16 protein-coding genes and 1 tRNA gene are annotated in these 20904 nt (G+C 47.7%); 8 read left to right on the forward strand and 9 right to left on the reverse strand.

Translation table 11 applies throughout. The features are described from left to right. Positions 1-19 precede the first annotated feature (19 nt). Together PV783_RS00100 and PV783_RS00105 are read right to left on the reverse strand one after the other, a co-directional pair. Positions 20-3673 (reverse strand): BamA/TamA family outer membrane protein, encoded by a 3654-nt coding sequence (locus PV783_RS00100; protein ID WP_420986815.1) that lies wholly within the window; start codon positions 3671-3673, stop codon positions 20-22. Then, on the reverse strand, positions 3670-4518 hold the full coding sequence (locus tag PV783_RS00105; protein WP_420986816.1) for a hypothetical protein: 849 nt from the start codon (positions 4516-4518) through the stop codon (positions 3670-3672). The genes PV783_RS00100 and PV783_RS00105 overlap by 4 nt, the downstream gene beginning before the upstream one ends. Before the next feature lie 162 nt (positions 4519-4680). Here PV783_RS00105 and PV783_RS00110 point away from each other — a divergent pair, with 162 nt between their 5' ends. From PV783_RS00110 to PV783_RS00130, 5 genes are read left to right on the forward strand one after another with little or no spacing between them, the layout of a single operon-like run. After that, entirely contained in the window at positions 4681-5943 is a 1263-nt protein-coding gene (locus PV783_RS00110; protein WP_420986817.1) for a Pycsar system effector family protein, read from the forward strand. Positions 5944-5949: 6 nt separating this feature from the next. After that, positions 5950-7941: a polyphosphate kinase 1 gene (gene ppk1, locus PV783_RS00115; protein WP_420986818.1), complete on the forward strand. Its 1992-nt coding sequence runs from the start codon at positions 5950-5952 to the stop codon at positions 7939-7941. 28 nt (positions 7942-7969) lie between these two features. Next, on the forward strand, positions 7970-8473 hold the full coding sequence (locus tag PV783_RS00120) for a thioredoxin family protein (protein ID WP_079473617.1): 504 nt from the start codon (positions 7970-7972) through the stop codon (positions 8471-8473). Positions 8474-8480: 7 nt separating this feature from the next. After that, a complete protein-coding gene (locus tag PV783_RS00125; RefSeq protein ID WP_079473616.1) occupies positions 8481-8990 on the forward strand; it encodes a DUF4442 domain-containing protein in 510 nt (169 codons plus the stop codon). Positions 8991-9023: 33 nt separating this feature from the next. Further along, positions 9024-10427, forward strand: coding sequence for an MBL fold metallo-hydrolase RNA specificity domain-containing protein (locus PV783_RS00130; RefSeq protein ID WP_420986819.1), 1404 nt, complete (start codon positions 9024-9026; stop codon positions 10425-10427). Positions 10428-10469: 42 nt separating this feature from the next. Here the strand turns inward: PV783_RS00130 and PV783_RS00135 are convergent, their stop codons facing one another. The 7 genes from PV783_RS00135 to PV783_RS00165 all read right to left on the reverse strand — a co-directional run bounded on the left by PV783_RS00135 (position 10470) and on the right by PV783_RS00165 (position 19036). Beyond that, the gene (locus PV783_RS00135; protein ID WP_420986820.1) at positions 10470-13667 is read right to left on the reverse strand and encodes a ligand-binding sensor domain-containing protein; all 3198 of its coding nucleotides are present in this window, start codon (positions 13665-13667) and stop codon (positions 10470-10472) included. 157 nt (positions 13668-13824) lie between these two features. After that, positions 13825-13896, reverse strand: a tRNA-Glu gene (locus PV783_RS00140). A gap of 101 nt (positions 13897-13997) precedes the next feature. After that, entirely contained in the window at positions 13998-14684 is a 687-nt protein-coding gene (locus tag PV783_RS00145) for a DUF1345 domain-containing protein (RefSeq protein WP_420986821.1), read from the reverse strand. A 54-nt stretch (positions 14685-14738) separates the two neighbouring features. Continuing rightward, a complete protein-coding gene (locus PV783_RS00150) occupies positions 14739-15731 on the reverse strand; it encodes a PorP/SprF family type IX secretion system membrane protein (RefSeq protein ID WP_336389058.1) in 993 nt (330 codons plus the stop codon). Positions 15732-15746: 15 nt separating this feature from the next. Continuing rightward, entirely contained in the window at positions 15747-16682 is a 936-nt protein-coding gene (locus PV783_RS00155) for a gliding motility-associated C-terminal domain-containing protein (RefSeq protein ID WP_420986822.1), read from the reverse strand. A gap of 5 nt (positions 16683-16687) precedes the next feature. Beyond that, a complete protein-coding gene (locus PV783_RS00160; protein WP_420986823.1) occupies positions 16688-17605 on the reverse strand; it encodes a hypothetical protein in 918 nt (305 codons plus the stop codon). Positions 17606-17608: 3 nt separating this feature from the next. Continuing rightward, on the reverse strand, positions 17609-19036 hold the full coding sequence (locus tag PV783_RS00165) for an immunoglobulin domain-containing protein (protein ID WP_420986824.1): 1428 nt from the start codon (positions 19034-19036) through the stop codon (positions 17609-17611). A gap of 342 nt (positions 19037-19378) precedes the next feature. Between PV783_RS00165 and PV783_RS00170 the strand changes: the two genes are divergently transcribed. From PV783_RS00170 to PV783_RS00180, 3 genes are all read left to right on the forward strand, one after another. Continuing rightward, positions 19379-19942, forward strand: a complete 564-nt coding sequence (locus PV783_RS00170; RefSeq protein ID WP_420986825.1) for an RNA polymerase sigma factor — start codon at positions 19379-19381, stop codon at positions 19940-19942. Next, positions 19939-20385 carry a hypothetical protein gene (locus PV783_RS00175; protein ID WP_420986826.1) on the forward strand — a complete coding sequence of 149 codons (447 nt, stop codon included), beginning with the start codon at positions 19939-19941 and terminating at the stop codon, positions 20383-20385. Before PV783_RS00170 ends, PV783_RS00175 begins: the two co-directional genes overlap by 4 nt. 77 nt (positions 20386-20462) lie before the next feature. Next, the gene (locus PV783_RS00180; protein WP_133256266.1) at positions 20463-20900 is read left to right on the forward strand and encodes a hypothetical protein; all 438 of its coding nucleotides are present in this window, start codon (positions 20463-20465) and stop codon (positions 20898-20900) included. Positions 20901-20904 lie beyond the last annotated feature (4 nt).

The following is a 20904-nucleotide window of genomic DNA, read 5'->3' on the forward strand; positions in this document are numbered from 1 at the left end:
TCTGCCTTCCCTTTTTTATTTAGAATTTAAACCCGAAGGTGATATAAGGTATTGTCTCCTCTTTGGAATGCCCCACTACTGCGGTGATGATCAGGGCATTGATCGGCGCAATATAAACGCCGCCGCCGTATCCATCGTGCCATACGTGCGAGGTTTCATTTTCCCTCCATATGCGGCCCACATCATTAAAGGCGATAAGCCCTACGCCTGCAGGCAGGATATAAGTTTTGAGATCAAATAACTTCACGCGTATTTCTGTATTGTTATATACGCTGGCGTCGCCGGCAAAGCGGTAGTTGCGGTAACCGCGCAGGTTTTGAACGCCGCCTACCGTAAGTGCCTGAAAGTACTCGTAGTTCCCCCATAGTTTACCACCACCAAAACGACTTACAATTACAAAATTAGCCGGGATGCGGAAACTCATGTATAGGCTCAGATCCGATTGCAGCGAAGTAGTATTATAACTCTTATCATTTACACCAAAGTTACCGGCGTAAGTGGTTGTCCACAAGATGCCGCGGGTAGGAATGATCTTGTTGTTACGGGTGTCAATAGTGGCTACTATTTTGCCGCCGGCATATGCTTTATTGGCGTAGATACCGGCAGAATCCAGTCCGTTGTCTTTGAAATCGGTGATGAACCGGTTATGGTTTTCATCCTTATTAAAAGCGTAGTTATTGAATGTAGGACCGTACGCAATGGTCATATGATTTCCTATGCTGGTGCGCAGCAATGCTTCTGCAGTATAAAAATTATACCGTGCGCGATAGTAAGAAATAGTCTTATTATCAGACTTATCGAATATAGTTTCATTTCCATATCCGAAGAAGTTGATGGTATTGTTGGGCGCTTTTGCTCTGGCAAACAGCAGCAGGTCTGTTTTCCCGATTACGTCGGTATATTCTCCTTCATAGCGGAAGTTCCAGGCACGGGTGGCCAGTGCATGCGTAGCGGTGAACAGGTGCTTGGTGGAGAACGGCTCCCGGCGCCATGCGTGGCGGGTAACGGACAAGCCTAAACCGAGCAGCAAACCATCGTCACGATTGTAGCCACCTGCTATCAACGGCATTGCTTTTTCATATTGGAAGGCGCTGCGGTTATATTTGATATTCGCCGGATCGTTGGACAGGCGGCGTTGTTCATTGCCGGTGAGGGCGAAAGTATCTTTTCCGGTTCTCTGATCGTATATGCGTACCCGTTTACCAGCTTTTGTTGTGGTGCTGTCAATATAGGAATCAGCGTCCTTGCCGCCCACGAGGCGTATGCGTATGGGGGTTGCGTTATCACCTTTTATTACAAAGCGATCATTACCGCCCATGCCATATACATTTACTTCTTTGGTTACAGAAGGATCAAAAGTGCGGGAGTAGATGTTTTGCTGAACGACTCCTTTCTTGCTGATCTTAAATATATCGAGAGCCACTTTACCACCAGGCTGTTTTTCTACCGAGATGAGCTCATTCTTTTCAGTAGCCGGCACGTCAACGCCTTTGGCGAGGAAGCGGTAGTATTTGAGTGTGTTCTTCTCCAGGATGTTGCGGCGGGCAGATAACTTCTCAATCATCATAGGGCCTACCAGCGACCGGATAGTATCGGGAAAAGCGTTTACAGCAGCAGTGATCACGCTGTCGGTCATCTTCTTTAAAAGCTTATCTGTTTGTTTCTTCCAATCCTCTTCATTCATTTCATTGAGGAAAGAGCGATCGAAGTAACGGGTGCTGAAGTTAAAGCCGTTGATATCGGGGATATCTTTCCGGAAGCCCTGTATAGCCGGCATAAACCAGGGGCGGGCAGCCAGGCGGGGAATAAATCCTCCGTTCAGGAAAAACGCCTGGTCGCGGTCGCGGGGTACCGGGTAATAGTATTCCTCTCCTTTATGTTTTTCTTTATACCAGCGCCACTGGTCGTCATGACGATCAAAGTCCATGATGTACATGTCGAAGATACGGGCGCGGAGTACAGATTTCTGGTCGATATGCTCATCATTATCTCCCCAGATCTTTGCCAGCACTTTTGGCGTATTGTAAGTTTTATTGTTGCTGCCGGTAGCGGGTTCTCTTTCTTCAAAGAGGAATACTTCGTTTCCGTAGTCGTTTGCATAGATGCCGAGCGAGCTATCGGCTGGCAGGTATACAAAAGTGGGATTGGTGTGCGGCACGCCGGCGGCTTCGGCCAATACGCTTACTGCCAGCGGGGCATAAGGGTTGGCGGCGGAGATCTGGTCTTGCACTACTTCGCGGGCAATGGTTTCGCGGAGCAGTTCAGGAATAGCTGCCAGCGGGAACTTTTTCAGGGAGCGCATGGCCCATTCGGTGCCGGTGCTGTCTTCCAGGCGGAGTGAGTGTGTTTGTTTTCCACCGCCGCGTTGCAGGATCTTCAGGCCGCCTTTGGCAGTTTTGAGGTCCAGTACCGGGAAGTTGAGCGGAGTGGCCCATACCTGCCGGTAATTTTCTCCCAGCAACTTTTTATGAAAATTGGAGACATGTACATACTGTGTATCCGCAGCTACCCTGATAAATGGCGGCAGTGATGCCGGCGGTGTGTAGGCGAGCGACTGTTGCGGAATATCCTGCAGGCGGAACAGGTTATCGCTGAAAACGGGCTGTGTGCCGTTATCTGCAATATAATACTGTACGCGTACGGTGCTGTCGGACATTAATTCGATGGTGCTAAAACCATTATCTGTACTGGCAAACAGCGATTTCGACCCTTTCTTTACGCGGTTATTTTTTGCGCCGCTGCCACTTACCACGTAGGCGTTCTGCTGATCTTTTATGAGCTGGAGGGTATGATCGTGACCAGACACAAACACCACCGGGCCATGAGGTTTCAGGGCTGCTTCCACTCCTTTGATCATTTGCTGATACTTCGGATTGGGAATATCTTCCGGGGTACCGAAAACGCCGCGGGCAATGGGATAGATAGAGCCTATCACCGGCAAAGGCACATACAGTGCGGGGCGCAGGTCTGTTAACGGGAAAATATGTTGCTTGATGGTATAATATCCTCCGTGAATGCCGTAGCTACGGAAGGGGTGATGGGTAGCAAATATGATCAGCTTGTTGCGGTTGGTAGCTACTATTTCCGACAGCCTGGTAAGGATCTCGTCGTTATCTTTACAATCGCAGGAAGATTCTATTCCCGGCTTCTGATAAGGGAACACCCACCATTCGCTATCCATAATGATGAGGGTGATATTATCGGAGATCTTTACTTCTATGGGGCCGGGGCAACCTTCTTTGGGCTCAAACTGAACGTTATCGAGGTGTTGGGAATCCACATACCGTTGCTGGTTGCGGATGATATCCCATCCATCGGGTTTACTTTTGTCCCAGTCGTGGTTACCGGGGATGATATATCCCTGGGCTTTGGTACCGCGTACCAGGTTGATCTGGTAGTCGATGATTTCTTTGGCCACCTGGAATTTGTTGCTGGAGGAATCGGGTAACCCGTGCGGATATACGTTATCGCCCAGGAAGAGGATAGTATTCCGGCTATCCTGGAGATCGAAGGTATTGCGTACGGCATCCACTACGGGATTTTTGCCGTTGTCGTGCAGCTCCCCGGCGTCGCCGATAAGGATCACACGTTTCACGACCTGCGGCGACTGGGCATAGGCGGCAGTACATGTGACAATTAGTAGGGCAATATAGATGATGGCTGATCTGATCATTTGGACTTGTAGGTAAATTTAAGAATATTGGCAGTACCGTCGTATCCGCCTTCATTAGAAATATACATATCGCCGTTGGGTGCAAATGCCAGTCCCTCCGGCTGAAGGAACAGGCGGTGTTTCAGGTTGTAGGCTTCCTGTACGTGGCCCTGCAGGTCGGAGATCACGAGCAATCCATTCACCGAGGCGATGATGTACAATCGCTTTTCGATGGGATGAATAGCCGCTGCGGAAGGTTTGAAGAACCGCATATCTGAACCGGCCAGGCGCGCAATCTCCTGGTTATTGAACTTATAAATGGCTGTGGTATCAAATGTCCTGGAGGCCAGATCGAAGCGGTAGGCGCTGGTAACGCCGAGGCGTTTATCATCTTCACAATTCTTACAGATCATCACCACACCGTTACGGGCAGGATCGTAGTAAGTGGTTTCAAATTCCTTTTTTCCCGTTTTTGGCATTTTGTGATGATCGCTGTAAACGCTGTCGGTGAACAGTCCGTGGACTTCAAACAGGGAACCATTGCTTTTCAATACAAACCAGCCGCTATCTGTGTGGCAGATATCTTCATAATCCCCATCCTTCGCAAATTTAAAGTGCGGGTAAGGTTCTTTTGCCAATACATCCAGCTGGTAGATGCGGCCTTCCTCATCGTTGATGGCCATAATTTTGTGTTCATCGGGAAACAATTCTATGCCTGAAATTTCCTGCATAGATTCCCTGACCCGGTAGCGTACCGGCTCTTTTAAATCGTAACCACGTGGGGAGGCGTATACTTTTTGTTCCCTGTCGCTCATATTACATGACAAGAGGAAAAGGAGAAATATTAACCCGATCCGGACATCCATAGTGTAACTTTATAGCATAAATTTAACTCAAAAATGCAGTAACTTAGGTTCAATTTGCGATTTGTAATACGCGAAGTAACGAACATACCGTTATTAGTACAATAAAATGTACAAAGTATACAACGTATTTCGCAGTTCCTTATCTTAATTTTCGTCTTCCTTATGCAAAAGAATGCTATTATAGATGCAGCCCGGGACTATGTTATAGCCCAGTATCAGCAACACCCGCGCCCTAACCTGGTTTATCATAATCTCGTACATACGCAACAGGTAGTACAGGCTGCCGGACAAATTGCGGCCCATTACCGCCTTCAGGACGACGAATTAGCGGCAGTATATGTAGCCGCCTGGTTTCATGATGCCGGGTACCTGCTTGGCGAAGGCAGTGCCCACGAAGAAAACGGCGCCAAAGAGGCCCTGCAATTCTTACAGCAACAACAGGCGCCGGAAAATGTTCAGTCGATGGTACAGGGCGCCATCCTGGCTACCAAAATGCCCCAGTCGCCCCACAACCTGGTGGAACAGATTGTTTGTGACGCCGATCTTTCACACCTGGGATCCAAAGAGTACTCCGACCGGAACAAGCTGCTCCGGCATGAAATGGAGCTGACCTACCAGAAGGATATTCCCGCCGTGAAATGGCTGAATACCAATATCACCTTTTTAACGGACCATCACTACTGGACCGACTACGCACAGACCCTGTTTAAACAACAGAAAGAAGAGAACCTGGAAAAGCTGAAAAAGAAGCTGGAGAAAAAAACAAAAGAAGCTGCGGAAGATAATCTTACTCCTATCACCGCCACTCCCGGCGACGGCACTTCAGATACCCCGCCGGCTACCTTCACTGAAAAAAAGAAAAAAGACAAGGATAAAGAGAAGGCAGGTAAATCCGAACGTGGCGTGGAAACCATGTTCAGAACCACTTCCACCAATCATATCAGGCTAAGCTCTATGGCCGACAGCAAAGCGCATATCATGATTTCGGTGAATTCCATTATCATCTCCGTGATATTGAGCGTACTGGTAAGGCGACTGGAAGATTATCCCAACATGGTGATCCCTTCCATCATTTTCCTTTTCACGGCCGTACTCACCGTAATCTTCTCCGTGCTGGCCACCCGCCCGAATGTAACCAGCGGTACCTTCACCAAAGCGGATATTGAAAAGAAAGATGCCAATCTCCTGTTTTTTGGTAACTTTTATAAAATGCACCTGGAAGAATACCAGTGGGGAATCAAGCAGATGATGGATGATTCTGAATTCCTGTACAGCAGCATGACGAGAGACATTTATTACCTGGGCGTAGTACTGGGTCATAAATACAAACTGCTGCGTATTTCCTATAATATTTTCATGTTTGGTCTTATTATTTCTGTATTCGCTTTCCTGATTGCAGCAATTTTCTTCCCGGTAAAAGCATAATGATTCATGGGTGTTCCTTTATATAACCGCGATCTCAGCTGGTTATCCTTTAATTACCGGGTGTTGTTGATGGCGGCAGACCAACAGGTACCACTATACGAAAGGATTAAATTTCTTTCCATCTTCTCTTCCAACCTCGATGAGTTTTTCCGGGTGAGAATGCCGGCCATACTTACCATCAACCGGGTGCTGGAAAATGATCCGGCAGCCGGGGAAAATGAATCCATCAGCAGCGATACCTTGCAACAGGTGTTGCAGGAAATAAACCGGCAGCAACAGGAATACGGACAGATCTTCACCGGCAGTGTATTGCATGACCTGCAGGCACAGGGCGTACAATTGTATTATAACCAGCCGCTGCAACCTGCCCATCTTGCCTTTACAAAATATTATTTCCTTACTACTGTACTGGCTTATTTACAACCGGTATGGCTCAATGGAAAACATAAAAAACTATTTCTTGAAAACAACCAGCTGTACCTGGCAGTAACGCTGGTGCCTGAAAACAATACCAGCATCCAGGAATTTGTGATTGTGAATATCCCCGCCGACCTGCCGCGTTTTCAGCAGCTGCCGTCGCTGGAGGGTATTCATTACATTGCTTTCCTCGATGATATTATCCGCGCGCATCTCTCTTATCTTTTCCCAGGCTATACGGTGGAAAGTTGCCATAGCGTGAAGCTTACCCGTAATGCCGAAATGGATATGGATGAAATGAAGGGTGATATCCTGGAAGAAGTAGAAACGTTGATCCGTAAACGTGAGTTGGGGGTGCCTACGCGCTTCCTATACGATGCCGCTATTTCCCGGTCGCTGCTCCATTTCCTCGCCATCCAGTTTGATGTACAGGACGATGAGCAGGTAATGGGCGGGCGTTATCATAACCTGAAAGACCTGGCTAATCTACCAGCGCCGGCAGGGCTATTACACGTAGATTATCCCAAAGTAATACCCGCCGAAAATAAAGCCATTGTGGCTACCGACCGGTTACTGGACCTGGTGTTACAGCAGGATTTGCTGGTACATCTCCCCTACCAGCGCTACGATTATATCCTGCGCTTTTTTAATGAAGCCGCGGCAGATCCGGATGTAGCCGAAATATATGTAACGCTGTACCGCATTGCTTCCGGCTCACAGATTGCACAGGCGCTGATCAGCGCAGCAAAGAACGGGAAAAAGGTAACGGTGTTTGTGGAACTGAAAGCCCGGTTTGATGAAGCCAATAATATCCGCTGGGCAAAGAAAATGAAGGATGCCGGCGTAAAACTCATTTATAGTATTCCTGGTATGAAAGTGCATGCCAAAACTGCACTGGTAAAGCGTAACCGCGGCTACCAGTGGGATTATTGCGGCCTCATTGCTACCGGTAATTTTAATGAAAGCACTGCACGTTTTTACACCGATCATGTTTTGTTTACCGGGCATAAGGATATTACCCGGGAGATGGAACTGCTGTTCCTGTACCTTCAAAGCAGGGAACAACCAGCGGGTTACCAGTTTTTGAAGTTCCAGCATTTGCTGGTAGCGCAGTTTAATATGACGGAACGTTTTACCGGGCTGATAGACCGGGAAATTGTTCACGTAAAAGAAGGGAAGCCCGGCAGGATCATCATCAAAATAAATAACCTGCAGGAAAGAGGGATGATCAGTAAGCTGTATGAAGCCAGCCAGGCAGGCGTACAGATAGACCTGATTGTGCGTAGCATCAATTGCCTGGTGCCGGATATCCCGGAAAGCAAAAACATCCGCATTATACGGATTGTAGACCGCTACCTGGAACATGCGCGGGTATTCATCTTCCATAATAATAACCAGGAAGAAGTGTATATGGGTTCGGCTGACTGGATGAACCGTAACCTCCATCGCAGGATAGAAGTATGTGTGCCGGTATATGATCCGGCGTTGCAGCAACAGCTGAAAGATATTGTCCGGTTACAGCTGCAGGACCCTGCCAAAGCCCAGCTGGCCATCCAGCAGTATGTGCAAAATATAGTGTAAATTAGATATCCTGATTAATAGTTTTTTTATGAAGAAGTTTGTTTGGACGTTGTTATTGAGTATGGCTTTTGCAATTCCTGCCACGCAGGCGCAAACACATGACCTGGAACATATTTACAATCCTGCTGCCGATGCAAAGGCGGATATAGCAGCAGCAGAACAAAAAGCAGCGAAAGAGCAGAAACATGTGTTGCTGCAAATTGGCGGCAACTGGTGTATCTGGTGTAAGCGGCTGTATAAATTTATAGAAGATGATGCCGAGCTGAAAGCGGCGCTGAATGATAATTATGTAGTGTATCATCTTAATTACAGCAAGGAAAACAAGAACCTGCCTGTTCTGAAAGAGCTGGGCTATCCGCAGCGTTTTGGTTTCCCGGTGCTGGTAATACTGGATGCAAAAGGTAACCGGCTGCATACGCAGAATTCCGGTTTGCTGGAATCGGCAGATTCCTATGATAAAAAGAAAGTGCAGGAGTTCCTGAAACAATGGTCACCCGCTGCGTTGCAGCCTTCCCATTATATCAACGAATAACATCGTCATGGATAACGGCATTACCACTTTCAATACGGATGCTGTGCAATCTTTTCAGAAGTTTGCACAGCATCCGTTTAAGTTTTCGGCCTACCTGTTCTGGAAGCTGCCGGCAGCCTGGCTTTCAGGAGTGCGGTTAAAATCGCTGGAAGCCGATACCTGTGTAACCACCGTTCCTTTCCGCTGGTTATCGCAAAACCCTTTCCGGTCTACTTACTTTGCCTGTTTAGCAATGGCAGCTGAACTCAGCACCGGCTTACCGGCGATGATGTATGTACGCAGCGCGCCACGGCGTGTATCCATGCTCGTTACCGGCATGGAATCCACTTTTGTGAAAAAAGCCACCGGCGTTACCACGTTTACCTGTTCCGAACTCCCGCTGCTGAGAGCCGCTATAGAACGGGCACTAAATGATAATTCCGCGGAAACCGTTACCCTCCGTAGTGAAGGCCGGGATAAAGACGGCATATTAATTGCCTCCTTCGCCATCACCTGGTCGTTTAAATGTAAATCGTAAAATGGTGAACGCCGTTCACTCTAAATTTCTGATATGAAAATTGCATTTCATGGCGCTGCGCGCACTGTTACCGGATCAAAACACCTGATCACACTAAAGAATGGCAAAAAGATTTTATTGGATTGTGGCATGTTCCAGGGCATGGGTCATGAAACAGATTCCCTTAACAGGGACTTCGGATTTGATCCGCAGGAAATAACGTACATGGTGCTGTCGCATGCACATATCGACCACTCCGGCCTTATACCGCGGCTCGTGAAACTTGGATACCGGGGCGATATTTTCTGCACGCCTGCTACCCGCGATCTGGCAGAAATACTGTTGCTCGACTCCGCCGAAATACAACGCGATGATGCGAAGTTTACCAATAAAAAAATGGCGAGAGAAGGGCTCCCTTTTGTAGAGCCGCTATATAGTGTAGACGATGCGAAACTGTCCATCGACCGGTTGAAGCCGACTGGTTATAATACCTGGACGCATATTGACAAGGATATACAACTGATGTTTACCGATGCCGGCCATATTGTGGGCGCCGCAGCTGTACACCTGCGTATTACAGAAAACGGTAAAACGGAGCAGATCTCTTTCAGCGGTGATATTGGCCGCTACAATGATGCGATACTGAAATCGCCGGAGGTGTTTCCACAGGCAGATTATATCCTGATAGAATCTACCTATGGCAGCACGCTGCATGCAGATGCTGCCCCCGCTGATGCTGAACTGCTGCGTCATATCAGGGAAACCTGTATGGAAAAAAGAGGGAAGCTGATTATTCCTGCTTTCAGTGTAGGGCGCACGCAGGAGTTGTTGTATGCGTTGAACAATGCACAACTGGCGGGTAAACTGCCGAGGGTTGACATTTTTGTAGACAGCCCGCTTTCCACAGAAGCTACTGCCGTTACCAAAGCGCACCCCGAAGTATTTAACAGGGAAGTGGCTAATATCCTGAAAAAGGACGATGATCCGTTTGACTTCCCCGGTCTTCATTATATCAAAACAGTAGACGAGTCCAAAGCACTGAATTTCCGCCAGGAGCCTTGCGTGATCATCTCAGCATCAGGCATGGCAGAAGCCGGGCGTGTGAAGCATCATATTGCCAATAACATCGACAACGCCCGTAATACCATTCTTATTGTTGGTTATTGCGAGCCGCAATCGTTAGGTGGTAAGCTGATGCGTGGCGCTAAAGAGGTATCTATTTATGGTACCCGTTTCCATGTAAATGCAGCGGTGGGCGTGATCCGTTCTATGAGTGCGCATGGCGACTATGAAGATCTGAGCCAGTGGCTGGCCTGCCAGCATCCGAAAGATGTGAAAAAACTTTTCCTGGTACATGGGGAGTATGATGTGCAGCAAATCTTCAGGGAATGGTTGATTAAAAAAGGCTTCCTGGATATCGAGATCCCGGAGCGGCATTATGAAACCGGCCTTGCATAAAAATATTCAGCCAATGGGAAAACAGATCGTTTTTCCCATTGGCTACTCTTCCACAAACGGGAACCACAGGTTTACCCTTGTTCCCAGTGCTTTTCCTTCTTCATCTGTCAGGTCTTCAATATCGAAGCTGGCATCTACATTAAAGCGGCTGTTATACAGTGAAAGGCGGTCGCGCGTAATTTGCAGTCCGCGGGATTGATGGCGGGGTTTGCTGAGTCGCTTCATTGCTGCAGATTTTTCCCGCCCGATACCATTATCTTCTATGGTACATAAAATGCGGTCATCTACCTTTTTAAAGGTAATGGTTACTTTTCCTTTTCCTTTTTCGTGCAGCAAACCGTGCCAGATGGCGTTTTCCACAAATGGCTGGATGATCATGGTGGGTACATCTACCATGTTGGCATCGAGTGCCGGATCCACAATGATCTCGTATTCAAATTCGTCGCTGAAGCGGAGTTTTTCCAGTTCCATGTAGTTTTCCAGTACGCTGATTTCCTGGGCTACCGTGGTATTATTGAGTTGTGAATTATCGAGTACGTTGCGGATCAGTTTTGCAAAGCGGCTCAGGTAGGCCAGGGCCTGTTCTGTTTCGCTTTTCATCATAAAGGTTTGGATAGAATTCAGCGCATTAAAAATAAAGTGCGGGTTCATTTGGGCGCGAAGCGCTTTCATTTCCAGCTGCGCAATTTGTTGTTGTATGGCTTCGCGTTGTTTTGCTTCTTTTTTGATACCTGCAATACGTAACCTGTAATAAAGATATACCAGTGAAACAGCCAGCAGCAGGCATAATAGCCGGAACCAGGAGGTTTGCCAGAAGGCGGGTTTAATAAAGATCTGCAGTGTACTGATATGTTCAGAGAAGGTACCGGCGGTATTTACGGCCCTCACGCGGAACGTATAGTTGCCCGGAGGCAGATTGGTATATTTTGCTACCAGGATATTATCTGTAAGCACCCAGTTTTCGTCTACGCCTTCCAGCTGATAGTAATAACGGATCTTTTCTTCGTGGTATAGCAGGCTTTTGAATTCTATGCTGATAAAGTTTTGTTTATAGCTGAGGGTAACCGGCACACTGTCCTGCAGGGCGGCGTGGATCAGCACAATACTGTCGAGCGCTTTCAGGTTTACGATCGTTACATCCGGCGGCGGTGGCGCTACGCGCAGGCTGGCGGGATCAAAAGCCACAATATGATCGGATGCGCCTACGAGAAGATTACCATCGTCCAGCTTCACAATACGGCGTCTTACCTTGCGGGTGTTATCAATGATATCGTCGCCCTGGATGAATGTTTCCAGCCGGTCGGCCGCCACATGGTAGCGATAAAATCCGTATTGGGTGGTGAACCATATTTTGCCGGGGCCATCTTCTTCCATGCTCAGTACCCACTGATCAAACAGTTTAGTGTTGATGAGAAGCGGCTTATAGGTGTGTTTCCGCGTGTTATATACCCACAGGCCGTGATCAGTGCCAGCCAGTAATATAGTGTCGTTAAAACGGCGTAAGCTTGTGATGTTGCTATATCTTTTTGTTTCCAGTTCAAAGGTTTGGCGATGTACGATGCGGCGTGAGCGGGTGTTGAACTGTATGAGCCCTGCGCTGCTGGAGCCGAGCCACAGGAGGGAGTCTCCTTCCGGAACGATATCCATTACAGAAACGGGTCGTTTCAGAGAATCTACTATTTCATGATAATGTTGAAAAGTATTTTGCTGCGGGTTCCAGCTGGCGAGTCCGCGTTTATACAGGCCGATCCAAACGGTGGTATCGTGTTGTGGTTTCAGGTTGAGTATTGTTTGTTCATAAAGTACCGGGGAAGTAAGATGTTTCGTGAATTTCCCGGTAGCGGGATTAAACAGGGAGAGGAATGCGTTTTCCTGTCCGACGAGGATGGTACCGTCTTTCAGTTCGGCGAAAGTCCATACCAGTCCGCGTTCTTCCGGCAGGGTGTATGCGGGTTCCCCGTCGTCGTGTATATAGTTGCGGATCAGTTCCAGGTTGGCGTTTAAGTGGCTAAAGCCTTTGCCCCAGTATCCTACGTATACATCTCCATTGGAAGCCTGGAAAATGCCTGTTACTTCTGTTGCCGGGAGGTGTTGGGTGGTATTGGGAAAAGTGGTTCTGTTATCGAGGATACGGAATGTTTTGTTGTGAAGGCTGAGGATATTTACGCCCAGATCGGTGCCTATCCACAGGTGGCCTTCGCGGTCGCTGAGAAAGCAATTGGCTTCGTAGGTGTAATGAAATCCTTTAGGGTCTGCATTATTGGCAATGATGTTCAGATCAAAGTGTTTCAGTTCGCGGTTATAGCGGAGTATCCCGCCTTTTTCGGTGGCAATCCAGAGGTTATTATCGCTGTCGTTTACCAGGTCGAAGATGGCGTCATAATCTTCATTATCTTTTTTACCGCCGGGCGCTTCGAAGGTATAGTTTGTAAGTTGACGGGAGGCGGGATCGTAGTTGTATAAGAGTCCGTGCCGGCCGGCGAGCCATATTTGGTGATGGGGATCGGTGAATATTTTCTTGAAGGTATTATCGATATTGAGTACCGGCAGTTTCAGCGGGTTATTGGCGGAGCTGTATAAATTTTTCCGCTGGCGGTCCAGGATGTACAGGCCGTGTTTTCCGCTGATCCACAGGTTGCCGCTTTCATCTTCCATGATGGCGTCCATCATCTGGATGCGGTCTGCTTCGGGGATGATGGCTGCTTTCTGGAAGTTAAGTGCTTTTTCGTTGAAGCGTAGTAGTCCGTCGTGCGTGGTAGCCCATATTACGCCATCGTGATCTTCGAGGATCTGGCTGCATTGCAGTCCTTCCGGGCGAACGTCCCTGTCGGCTACCAGCAGGGCTTTTACCTGGTCTGTAACGGGGTCGTATACACGAATATTATCGGGTGTTCCCATCCAGATGCGGCCTTTTTTATCTTCGCAGAGGCAGATATCATCGTAGTAGATGGAACCGGGCACCCGGTCGAAACTGGCTACTGTTACGAGGTTGGTACCGTCGTAGCGTTGCAGTGCGGTGCTGGCAATCCATATAAAACCTTTCCGGTCCTGCATAATGGCGGATACGTGGTTGCTGGCCAGGCCGTTGCTGATATCGAGGTGGGTGAAGTTGTAGCTGGCGGTTTCCCGTTTCTGGGCATTAACGGCGGTGAAGGACAATAACATCCATAGCAGGTAAAAGCTATACCTGACTACTTTTTGCCATTGTTGGGCGTGCGCCTTTATATGACCGTTAATCATTTCAGTTTCAGGGAAAGGAGTGCTGTTGGAATAAATGTACTAAATGTTGTTGTGAATTTGATGCAGGAGACGACCCTGCCGCAAAACTTTCACCGGGGAAAGAGAATAAAATGGCTGAAACAAAAAAAGGACCTCTTTGCAGAAGTCCTTTTTCTTGTACCACGTACGGGATTCGAACCCGTGATTCCTCCGTGAAAGGGAGGCGTCTTAACCCCTTGACCAACGCGGCATTTTTCGTTTGGGATTGCAAAGATAGGAAAATGTTTTACAAACCAAAACTTTTTTTCGATTCTTTATCAAAGGTAAGAAGATTGTGCTTTTGAAGGCAATTTATTGCTTCAATCCTGCGATTAAATTTATCGTTAATGCTACCACAAACGTGTTCAGCAAAAAGGATAACAAGCCATGTGCCAGCGCCGTGCGGCGGATCAATCTGCCGGTGATATCCACATCTGATACCTGGAAGGTCATGCCTATCACGAAGGCGAAATAGGCAAAGTCGATATAGTCCGGCTTTTTTTCTTTAGGAAACTCCAGCCCTTCCGCCTGTTTCGTATTGTCGTCTTCGGCATCGTCGTAATACAGATGCGCATAGTGAAAAGTGAGGGTGGTATGTACCATTGTCCAGGAAGCCAGCATACCGGAAACGGCTACCGGGAGGTACAGGATCTTTGAAAGACCCGTTAGCTCTTTTGACAACATCATTAACAACACCAGTACCAGGCTCGCTACAGATGCGAGCAACACCGTTAAAGTAACGTAAGTGCGGCTACCATCGTCGATCCTCGCCCATGTACGGATCTCCTGTATGGTCCGGTTGAAGAAAACGATCCAGCCGGTGGAGATATAGGAAATGGCAAAGATGTTCCATAACAGTGCAGACAATACCAGCGGATGTACCTCTACCTTCAGTAATAAAAAAATAATAAACACCAGGAAGGTGAACCCCAAACTCACCAGCACCCGTTGTAACGGATGCATACTCACCAACAATGAAGCAACTTTCTTTTTTCTCATACCCGGAAACTTGTTACTTAAAGATACGAAGGTAATCCACTGCATCATCAAAGGTTAAAAATAAGAACATCTCACCTGTCGCAGAGAAGTCCGTTTAGCATTATCCATTCTCTTGAAATAATATCCAACAGATATTTCGTGCGTGCCGTTGTTGTAAGTGCGGTATTTGTTTAAAGCATAATCAAAGGCATATCCTATTCGTAATTCCGGCAACACAAATACTTCCGCCATTGCTATTACAGCACCGGGTTTGGCAAGGCCCTGCTGCAAAGCCGGCTTGTTATACAGCTCCACTGCTGTACGGTATCCGCCTCCCAGCCAAACCAGTTCCTTCAGTAATACAAACATATTCAGATCAAGACTGGTAGGTCCTGCCCTGTCGTCTTTCAACAGGAAAGATGGTTTCAGGAATACATCGTCATTCATCCTGAGCAATGCACCGCCGGTGAAATAAAAGTGTGGTTTAGGCGCCGGGATAAAATGACCCAATGGTTTATTTTTTGCCTGGTATTGTGCCGTAAGATTATCTGCCGAAAAACCAACAAACCAGTTTTCGGTAGCATAATATGCACCCGCCCGGATATCGAATAACAGCATGTGTTGGGTGGCTCCGCCAAGATTTGGTTCGTTGGGATTGGTAAACTCCAGCTCATTGGGATTGAGCCCCTGTTGTACGATACCTGCACCAATACCAAATGCCAGCCGGCCGGTTTCACCTCCCAGTGGAATACGGTATGCATAATTGCCATATGCCGCTAATTGGCTCTGGGCGCCTATTTTGTCGTGCGACACCTGCAGCGCAAGCCCTACCCGGTCGTTATTCAGGCTGCCATCAATTGCCAGCGACATGGTTTCCGGCGCACCGGGAACACCCACCCACTGATTCCTGTAAAACGCATGCGCATTCAGTTCCTGCCGGTATCCCGCATAAGCGGGATTTATATAGATGCCATTAAAGATATACTGGCTGAACTGCGCATCCTGCTGCGCCTGCAACTGATGCCAGCTGCAAAACATGCTTACCAGGAAAACAAAATATCTCTTCATACACATAGTAAATGTTTATGGCTTCAGTAAACTGATATATCCTTTAAACTCCTGCCAGTGGCCGTTTTCATCCTTCACCCGCAGCAAGTAGAAATAAGTGCCTGCATTTAATCCTTTTCCGTTCCAGTTTTGTGTATATCCTTTTTGTTCAAATACATGATTGCCCCAGCGGTTGAGAATAGTAAGTTCATTTTCCGGGTAAAGTTCCAGGCCGCTGATGATAAACACTTCGTTCACGCCGTCGCCGTTGGGAGTAATTGCATTGGGAATATGCAACGCCAATACTTTCAGCTGATGCGTACTGGTGTTATTCTGCAATACGTTATCATCTTCAGTGGCGGTAACAGTAGCGGTATTGCTGACCAGTCCGGGTTCCAGGACTTTTACCTTAATGGATAAAGAAGCGGTCATGCCTTTTTGCAGACCATTCATTTTCCACAGCACCGTATGATCGTTTGCTTCGTAGGTTGCGGAACCCATTGTGGGCACTGATAGCAGGTCCATTGCCAGGTAACGGGGTAGTTTATCTGTTACCACGATGCCGGTAGCATTTGCCGGACCGTTATTCACCACTGTTAAATAGTAATTGAAAGTGCTGTTCACACGGATGTTTCCCTTATCGGCAGTTTTGGTGATCTGCAGATCTGCATCCGGTCCCCTGCCGGTTATTTCGGCGATAATAACTGCTTCAGACGGCTCCGACATACAGTCGTTACCGTTATATGCCTCTACGGTATACCTGCCCGGTGTTGCGGTAATATATTCCGCCAGCGTAGCGCCGGTGATGGACACGCCATCGCGGTACCACTGGTAGTATTGCGCATTGGTGGCAGTGGCGGTAAGCTTTACCTGCTGACCGGGCATGATATACCTGACCGGTGGTGACTGCGCCCATGCGGAAGTCATCCACCAGCCGAGGATTAAAAAGATAACAGTTATTTTTTTACCCATACAGATTACTGGATAGTAATAACCGGTTGACCTGGTTTAGGCGTAACAGTGATCACGGCTGGTTGTCCGCCGGATTGTGCAATAGCGGTATAATCGCCGCATGCTTTCACCGTGTAAACCACTTTTACGCTGTAGCTATATTTTTTCTCGGTACCGGGTGTGGACACGGCCGGTTCCACGATGGTATAATCAGCACCTGTACCTACATCTGTTTTAGAGGCGGGCACGCCTACTTCCTGTTTAGACCATACATATTTCAATTCGAAATCGCTTATTGTATAGTCTTTCAGGCCGGTAATTTTGCGGGGCGGAGTGGTAAACGTTACCGTGCTTTTGAGGTTGATTGCTTTCGGGCCGGTGGGCGCACCGTTGGCCGCGCAATAGGTAAGGTTTGGATTATTCGCCGGATCTACTTCCGCAGCAATGGTTAGGTTTGGCAACACATACACCGTGAAAATTACCGGATCGGCCGGGCACTCTGAGGCGCCCGTAGCGGCAGTTACCTGGTAAGTGTGCCAGCCGGGTGTAGCGGATGCTACATTCAGTTTTTCATTGACAGGAACGGCTGTTGCAGGCAGCGCGCCGGGGTTCCCGTTTACATCAATCTCCTGCCATACCCAGCTGGTATAAGGTACAGGGGTGCCTGTAGCAGTGGGATCGGTTAAACTGGAGATAAGTGTAAACACAGATTGATCCGTACAGAACAAGGTAGTGCCTGTGGAGGTAGAAGTACCTTTTGAAGCATCATTGTTATCCGACAGATCTGCCGGTGTTTTGATGAGTGTAGTGGTTTGTGCGCGGACTCCGATGGTACACAGCACTAAAAATACGCCCAGCAGGTACTTAACAGCAGGATGGCGTAAAACAGGGATCATTAAAACGGGATGGAAAAGCCGGTGCATTCCGGATGTAGCAATCTTCATATGTCAAGGGTTTAATTGAATGGTGAGTAATGGTTTTCCGGGACGGGGTTCCACTGTAACGTGAACGGGCACACGATTACTGACAACGCTGTTGCATCCGTTCCGTATGGCTTCCACATACCAGGTAAAATTTCCCGGGCTGGTAATTACCGGCGTATAGTCGTTACCGGTAGATAGCAATGTATTGTCTGTGCTGTACCATTTATACACTGCACAGGGGTCTGCATTGGTAATATTGAATTTCAGTTTGTCTGCGTCTTTAATACATATTGGGCCGGGGGTGAGATTACCATTGATGGTAAGTGAATACACCGGTACCGGCGATACTACTTTTACATCATAGATGCGTAGGGAAGAGAGGGCGCCTACAACGCCGCCCATTTGTATGTCTACCCGGTCGAAGGCCGCAGGGATAGCGGCAGCCAGCACGTACTTTTGTCCCGGCCCGCTCAACAGGCGGAGACTCAGCAAGCTGCTGCTATTGGTGATGGGGCTTCCTGCCGGTGTTGTTCCGAGGTAAGGTTGTATGGTGAAACCAGTGAGGAGACTAAGGTTGAGCAGCCCTCCGCCAGGGTCTTGTAATACAAGGTATACCGAATCACCCGCTTTCGCGGGTGTATTAAATACAACAGTTTCAAACACCTGGCTCAGTACCTGTACGCCGGTGTTCAGTTGCGCGTAGGTAGTGAGAGAAGGATCATTGTCGATCGCGTTCCATTTATTCACTACGCCGCCGGTAGCGGAAAGCAGGTTTACGCCGCCTGCGCGGATGCCTGCCAGTACATCGATGGCCTGGTTGCAACTGATATCACCGGGCGGGTCCTGCATGATCCAGGCATCGTATACGCCCATATTCATTGCCAGTCCGGCTATGCCGGAGAGTTTTATCCACACGCCATCATAGGCCACGGGGTTACCGGCAGCGTCTTTCGGCGTGAAGGTCAGTTCCATATCACCGGCGCCGTTCAGGAGGGATAACAGGTTGCCCACCGATGAGGATACACCTGCTGCTTTTTCTGTACCATTGTCGTATATGAAAGGCTGTACAGTAGCGGACGACCCCGCACCCAGGAGGTTGGTAGGGTAAATAATTTTTACGCTGAGAGGTGTGCCGGCAGCCACCTGTGAATTGAAACGAAGGTATTGGGTGGCGAAGGTGAGTCCTAACAGCGGAATGGGTGCATTCAGTGTAGAGAAGGTAACGGGATTGGCATCGGCTGCCAGTGTTTCATTATCCACCCAACCTAAAAGGGAGGCCGTTCTTTGGCCGGAGACGTACTTTCTCACTTTAGGTACAGGACAACCGGTTTGAGCGTGTATCTGAAGCGGGAAATAAATGAAGCATACCAGTGCAGCATACCATATCCGTCCGGGAAATCCAGGTAACAGGGAATTGATAATTGCTTTCAAGGCACGCAGAGGGATACGCATAAGGATACTTAGTCGCTTAATATATCGGGATATGGGTTCGGTATGGCTAAAGTATTGTAATAATCAATGTTGTAGCGGGTTGCGGGTTTGAATGAATAAAATGAATAAATGGGCAGGGTGATTAAAAATGCACAAAATGAACAATGCGGGATAAATATTTTACATGAAATAAAATATATATTATTAAAAATATGTATTAAATATTATCGGAAGAAAGGTGGGGAAACTGGCATTAAAAGCCGGATGAACATATTTTGACGTTTTCCTGCAACCTTTTTCTACTTCTCACGTCTGATACATACTATGTACCCGGGACGCCCTCCTATTCTTTCTGATAAGGACATGATAAAAAAGATCATGGAGGGTGACCGTCATGCTGCTACGTTATTGATCCGTAGCACCGAAAAACTGGTGGCGAATATTGTCTTTAAGATGATTAATAACTATGCAGACAGAAAGGATCTGATGCAGGATATTTACCTGAAGATCTTCAGGTATCTTCCGAAATTCCGTTTTCAGTCCAAACTGTCTACCTGGGTTGCGCATATCAGCTACACCACTTGCCTGGACCATTTGCAAAAATACAGACCGGAACTGATCGACATTCCTGATGATGATGAATGGCTTTTACGCGAAATTGCCTGGCAGAAGATCAACAGGGAGACGCTGGACGCCAGCCAGTTACTCTCTGTAAAAGAAAGATCGGAAATCCTGGAAAAGCTCAGTGCTACGTTGCCACCTCTCTATCGGACACTTATTACTTTATTCCATAAAGAAGAACTCAGTATCGATGAGATCATGAATATCACAGGGCTCCCTGCCGGAACAGTCAAAAATTATTTATTCCGGGCAAGAAAAATACTGAAGGAACGATTACTTGATTATTATTCAAAGGAACATTTATGAGCAAGATACACTTAAGCGAAGAACAGCTGCAGCGCTATGCGCTGGATGGGTTTGCGGCCCCGGTGGCTGTGGAGCATGTGTCAGATTGTATCCATTGCCAAATGCAGATCAGTGCCTACCAAACGCTCTACAGCCATATCAGGGAAGCGGAAGCGCCTCTGCCGGATTTCAACACGGAGCTGCTCATTCCTGATTTACTATCTGAAGTGAATGCACCTGATAAAAAGGAAGCCTGGTATCTCTATAGTTTGCTGTCCGGAGCCATTGGGCTGCTCGTCGCCGGATTGATAGCATACTGGAATACGATCAGCTGGATTTTTTCGGGCATAGGTACTATGGGCCTGGTATTGAGTCTGGTGCTGCTATCCGGCATATTAGCGATGCAGCTTATAGAGCTATATGGCACTTACCGGAAAAAGATGAAGGCATTAAATCCTGAGTAAAGCTGCAACCTGATCACCGGTATTAAGGTCTAACTATTACAAGTGGGTTCATCACCACTTAAAAACAATTTATGCAGATGAAAAAAATAATCTCAATCAGTTTCTTAAGTGCCTGCCCGGCTTCCGTTCGTGCTGATGGCGGCGGTTTTATGCTCGCGGATGGCACCTATATTCCCGATGTGATTATCCGTACAGTCATCATCATCCTGTTATTTTATGTAGTGACGAGTTTTTTGTTAACGCTGATCCGCATGCTGCTTAATCATCGTCTTAAAAGTAAAATGATCAGCAGGGGGATTGATGCTGCTGAAGCAGAAAAGATGCTGCGGATTGGTGCAGAAAGTAAAGATTATGCAATGAAATGGTTTTTGCTCCTGCTCAGTGCGGGTATTGGCTTTACGGTGATCGGCAACTTCCCGTTCGGATGGCTTTCAGTTGCCACAGTGGCCTTCAGCTTATCGCTGGGTTTCGCCGGATATTATTATTATCTGAAAAAAAGAAAAGAAATACTGTAAGCCC

Origin of the sequence: Chitinophaga sp. CC14, from assembly GCF_048957795.1 — a bacterium.
GTDB lineage: Bacteria > Bacteroidota > Bacteroidia > Chitinophagales > Chitinophagaceae > Chitinophaga > Chitinophaga ginsengisegetis.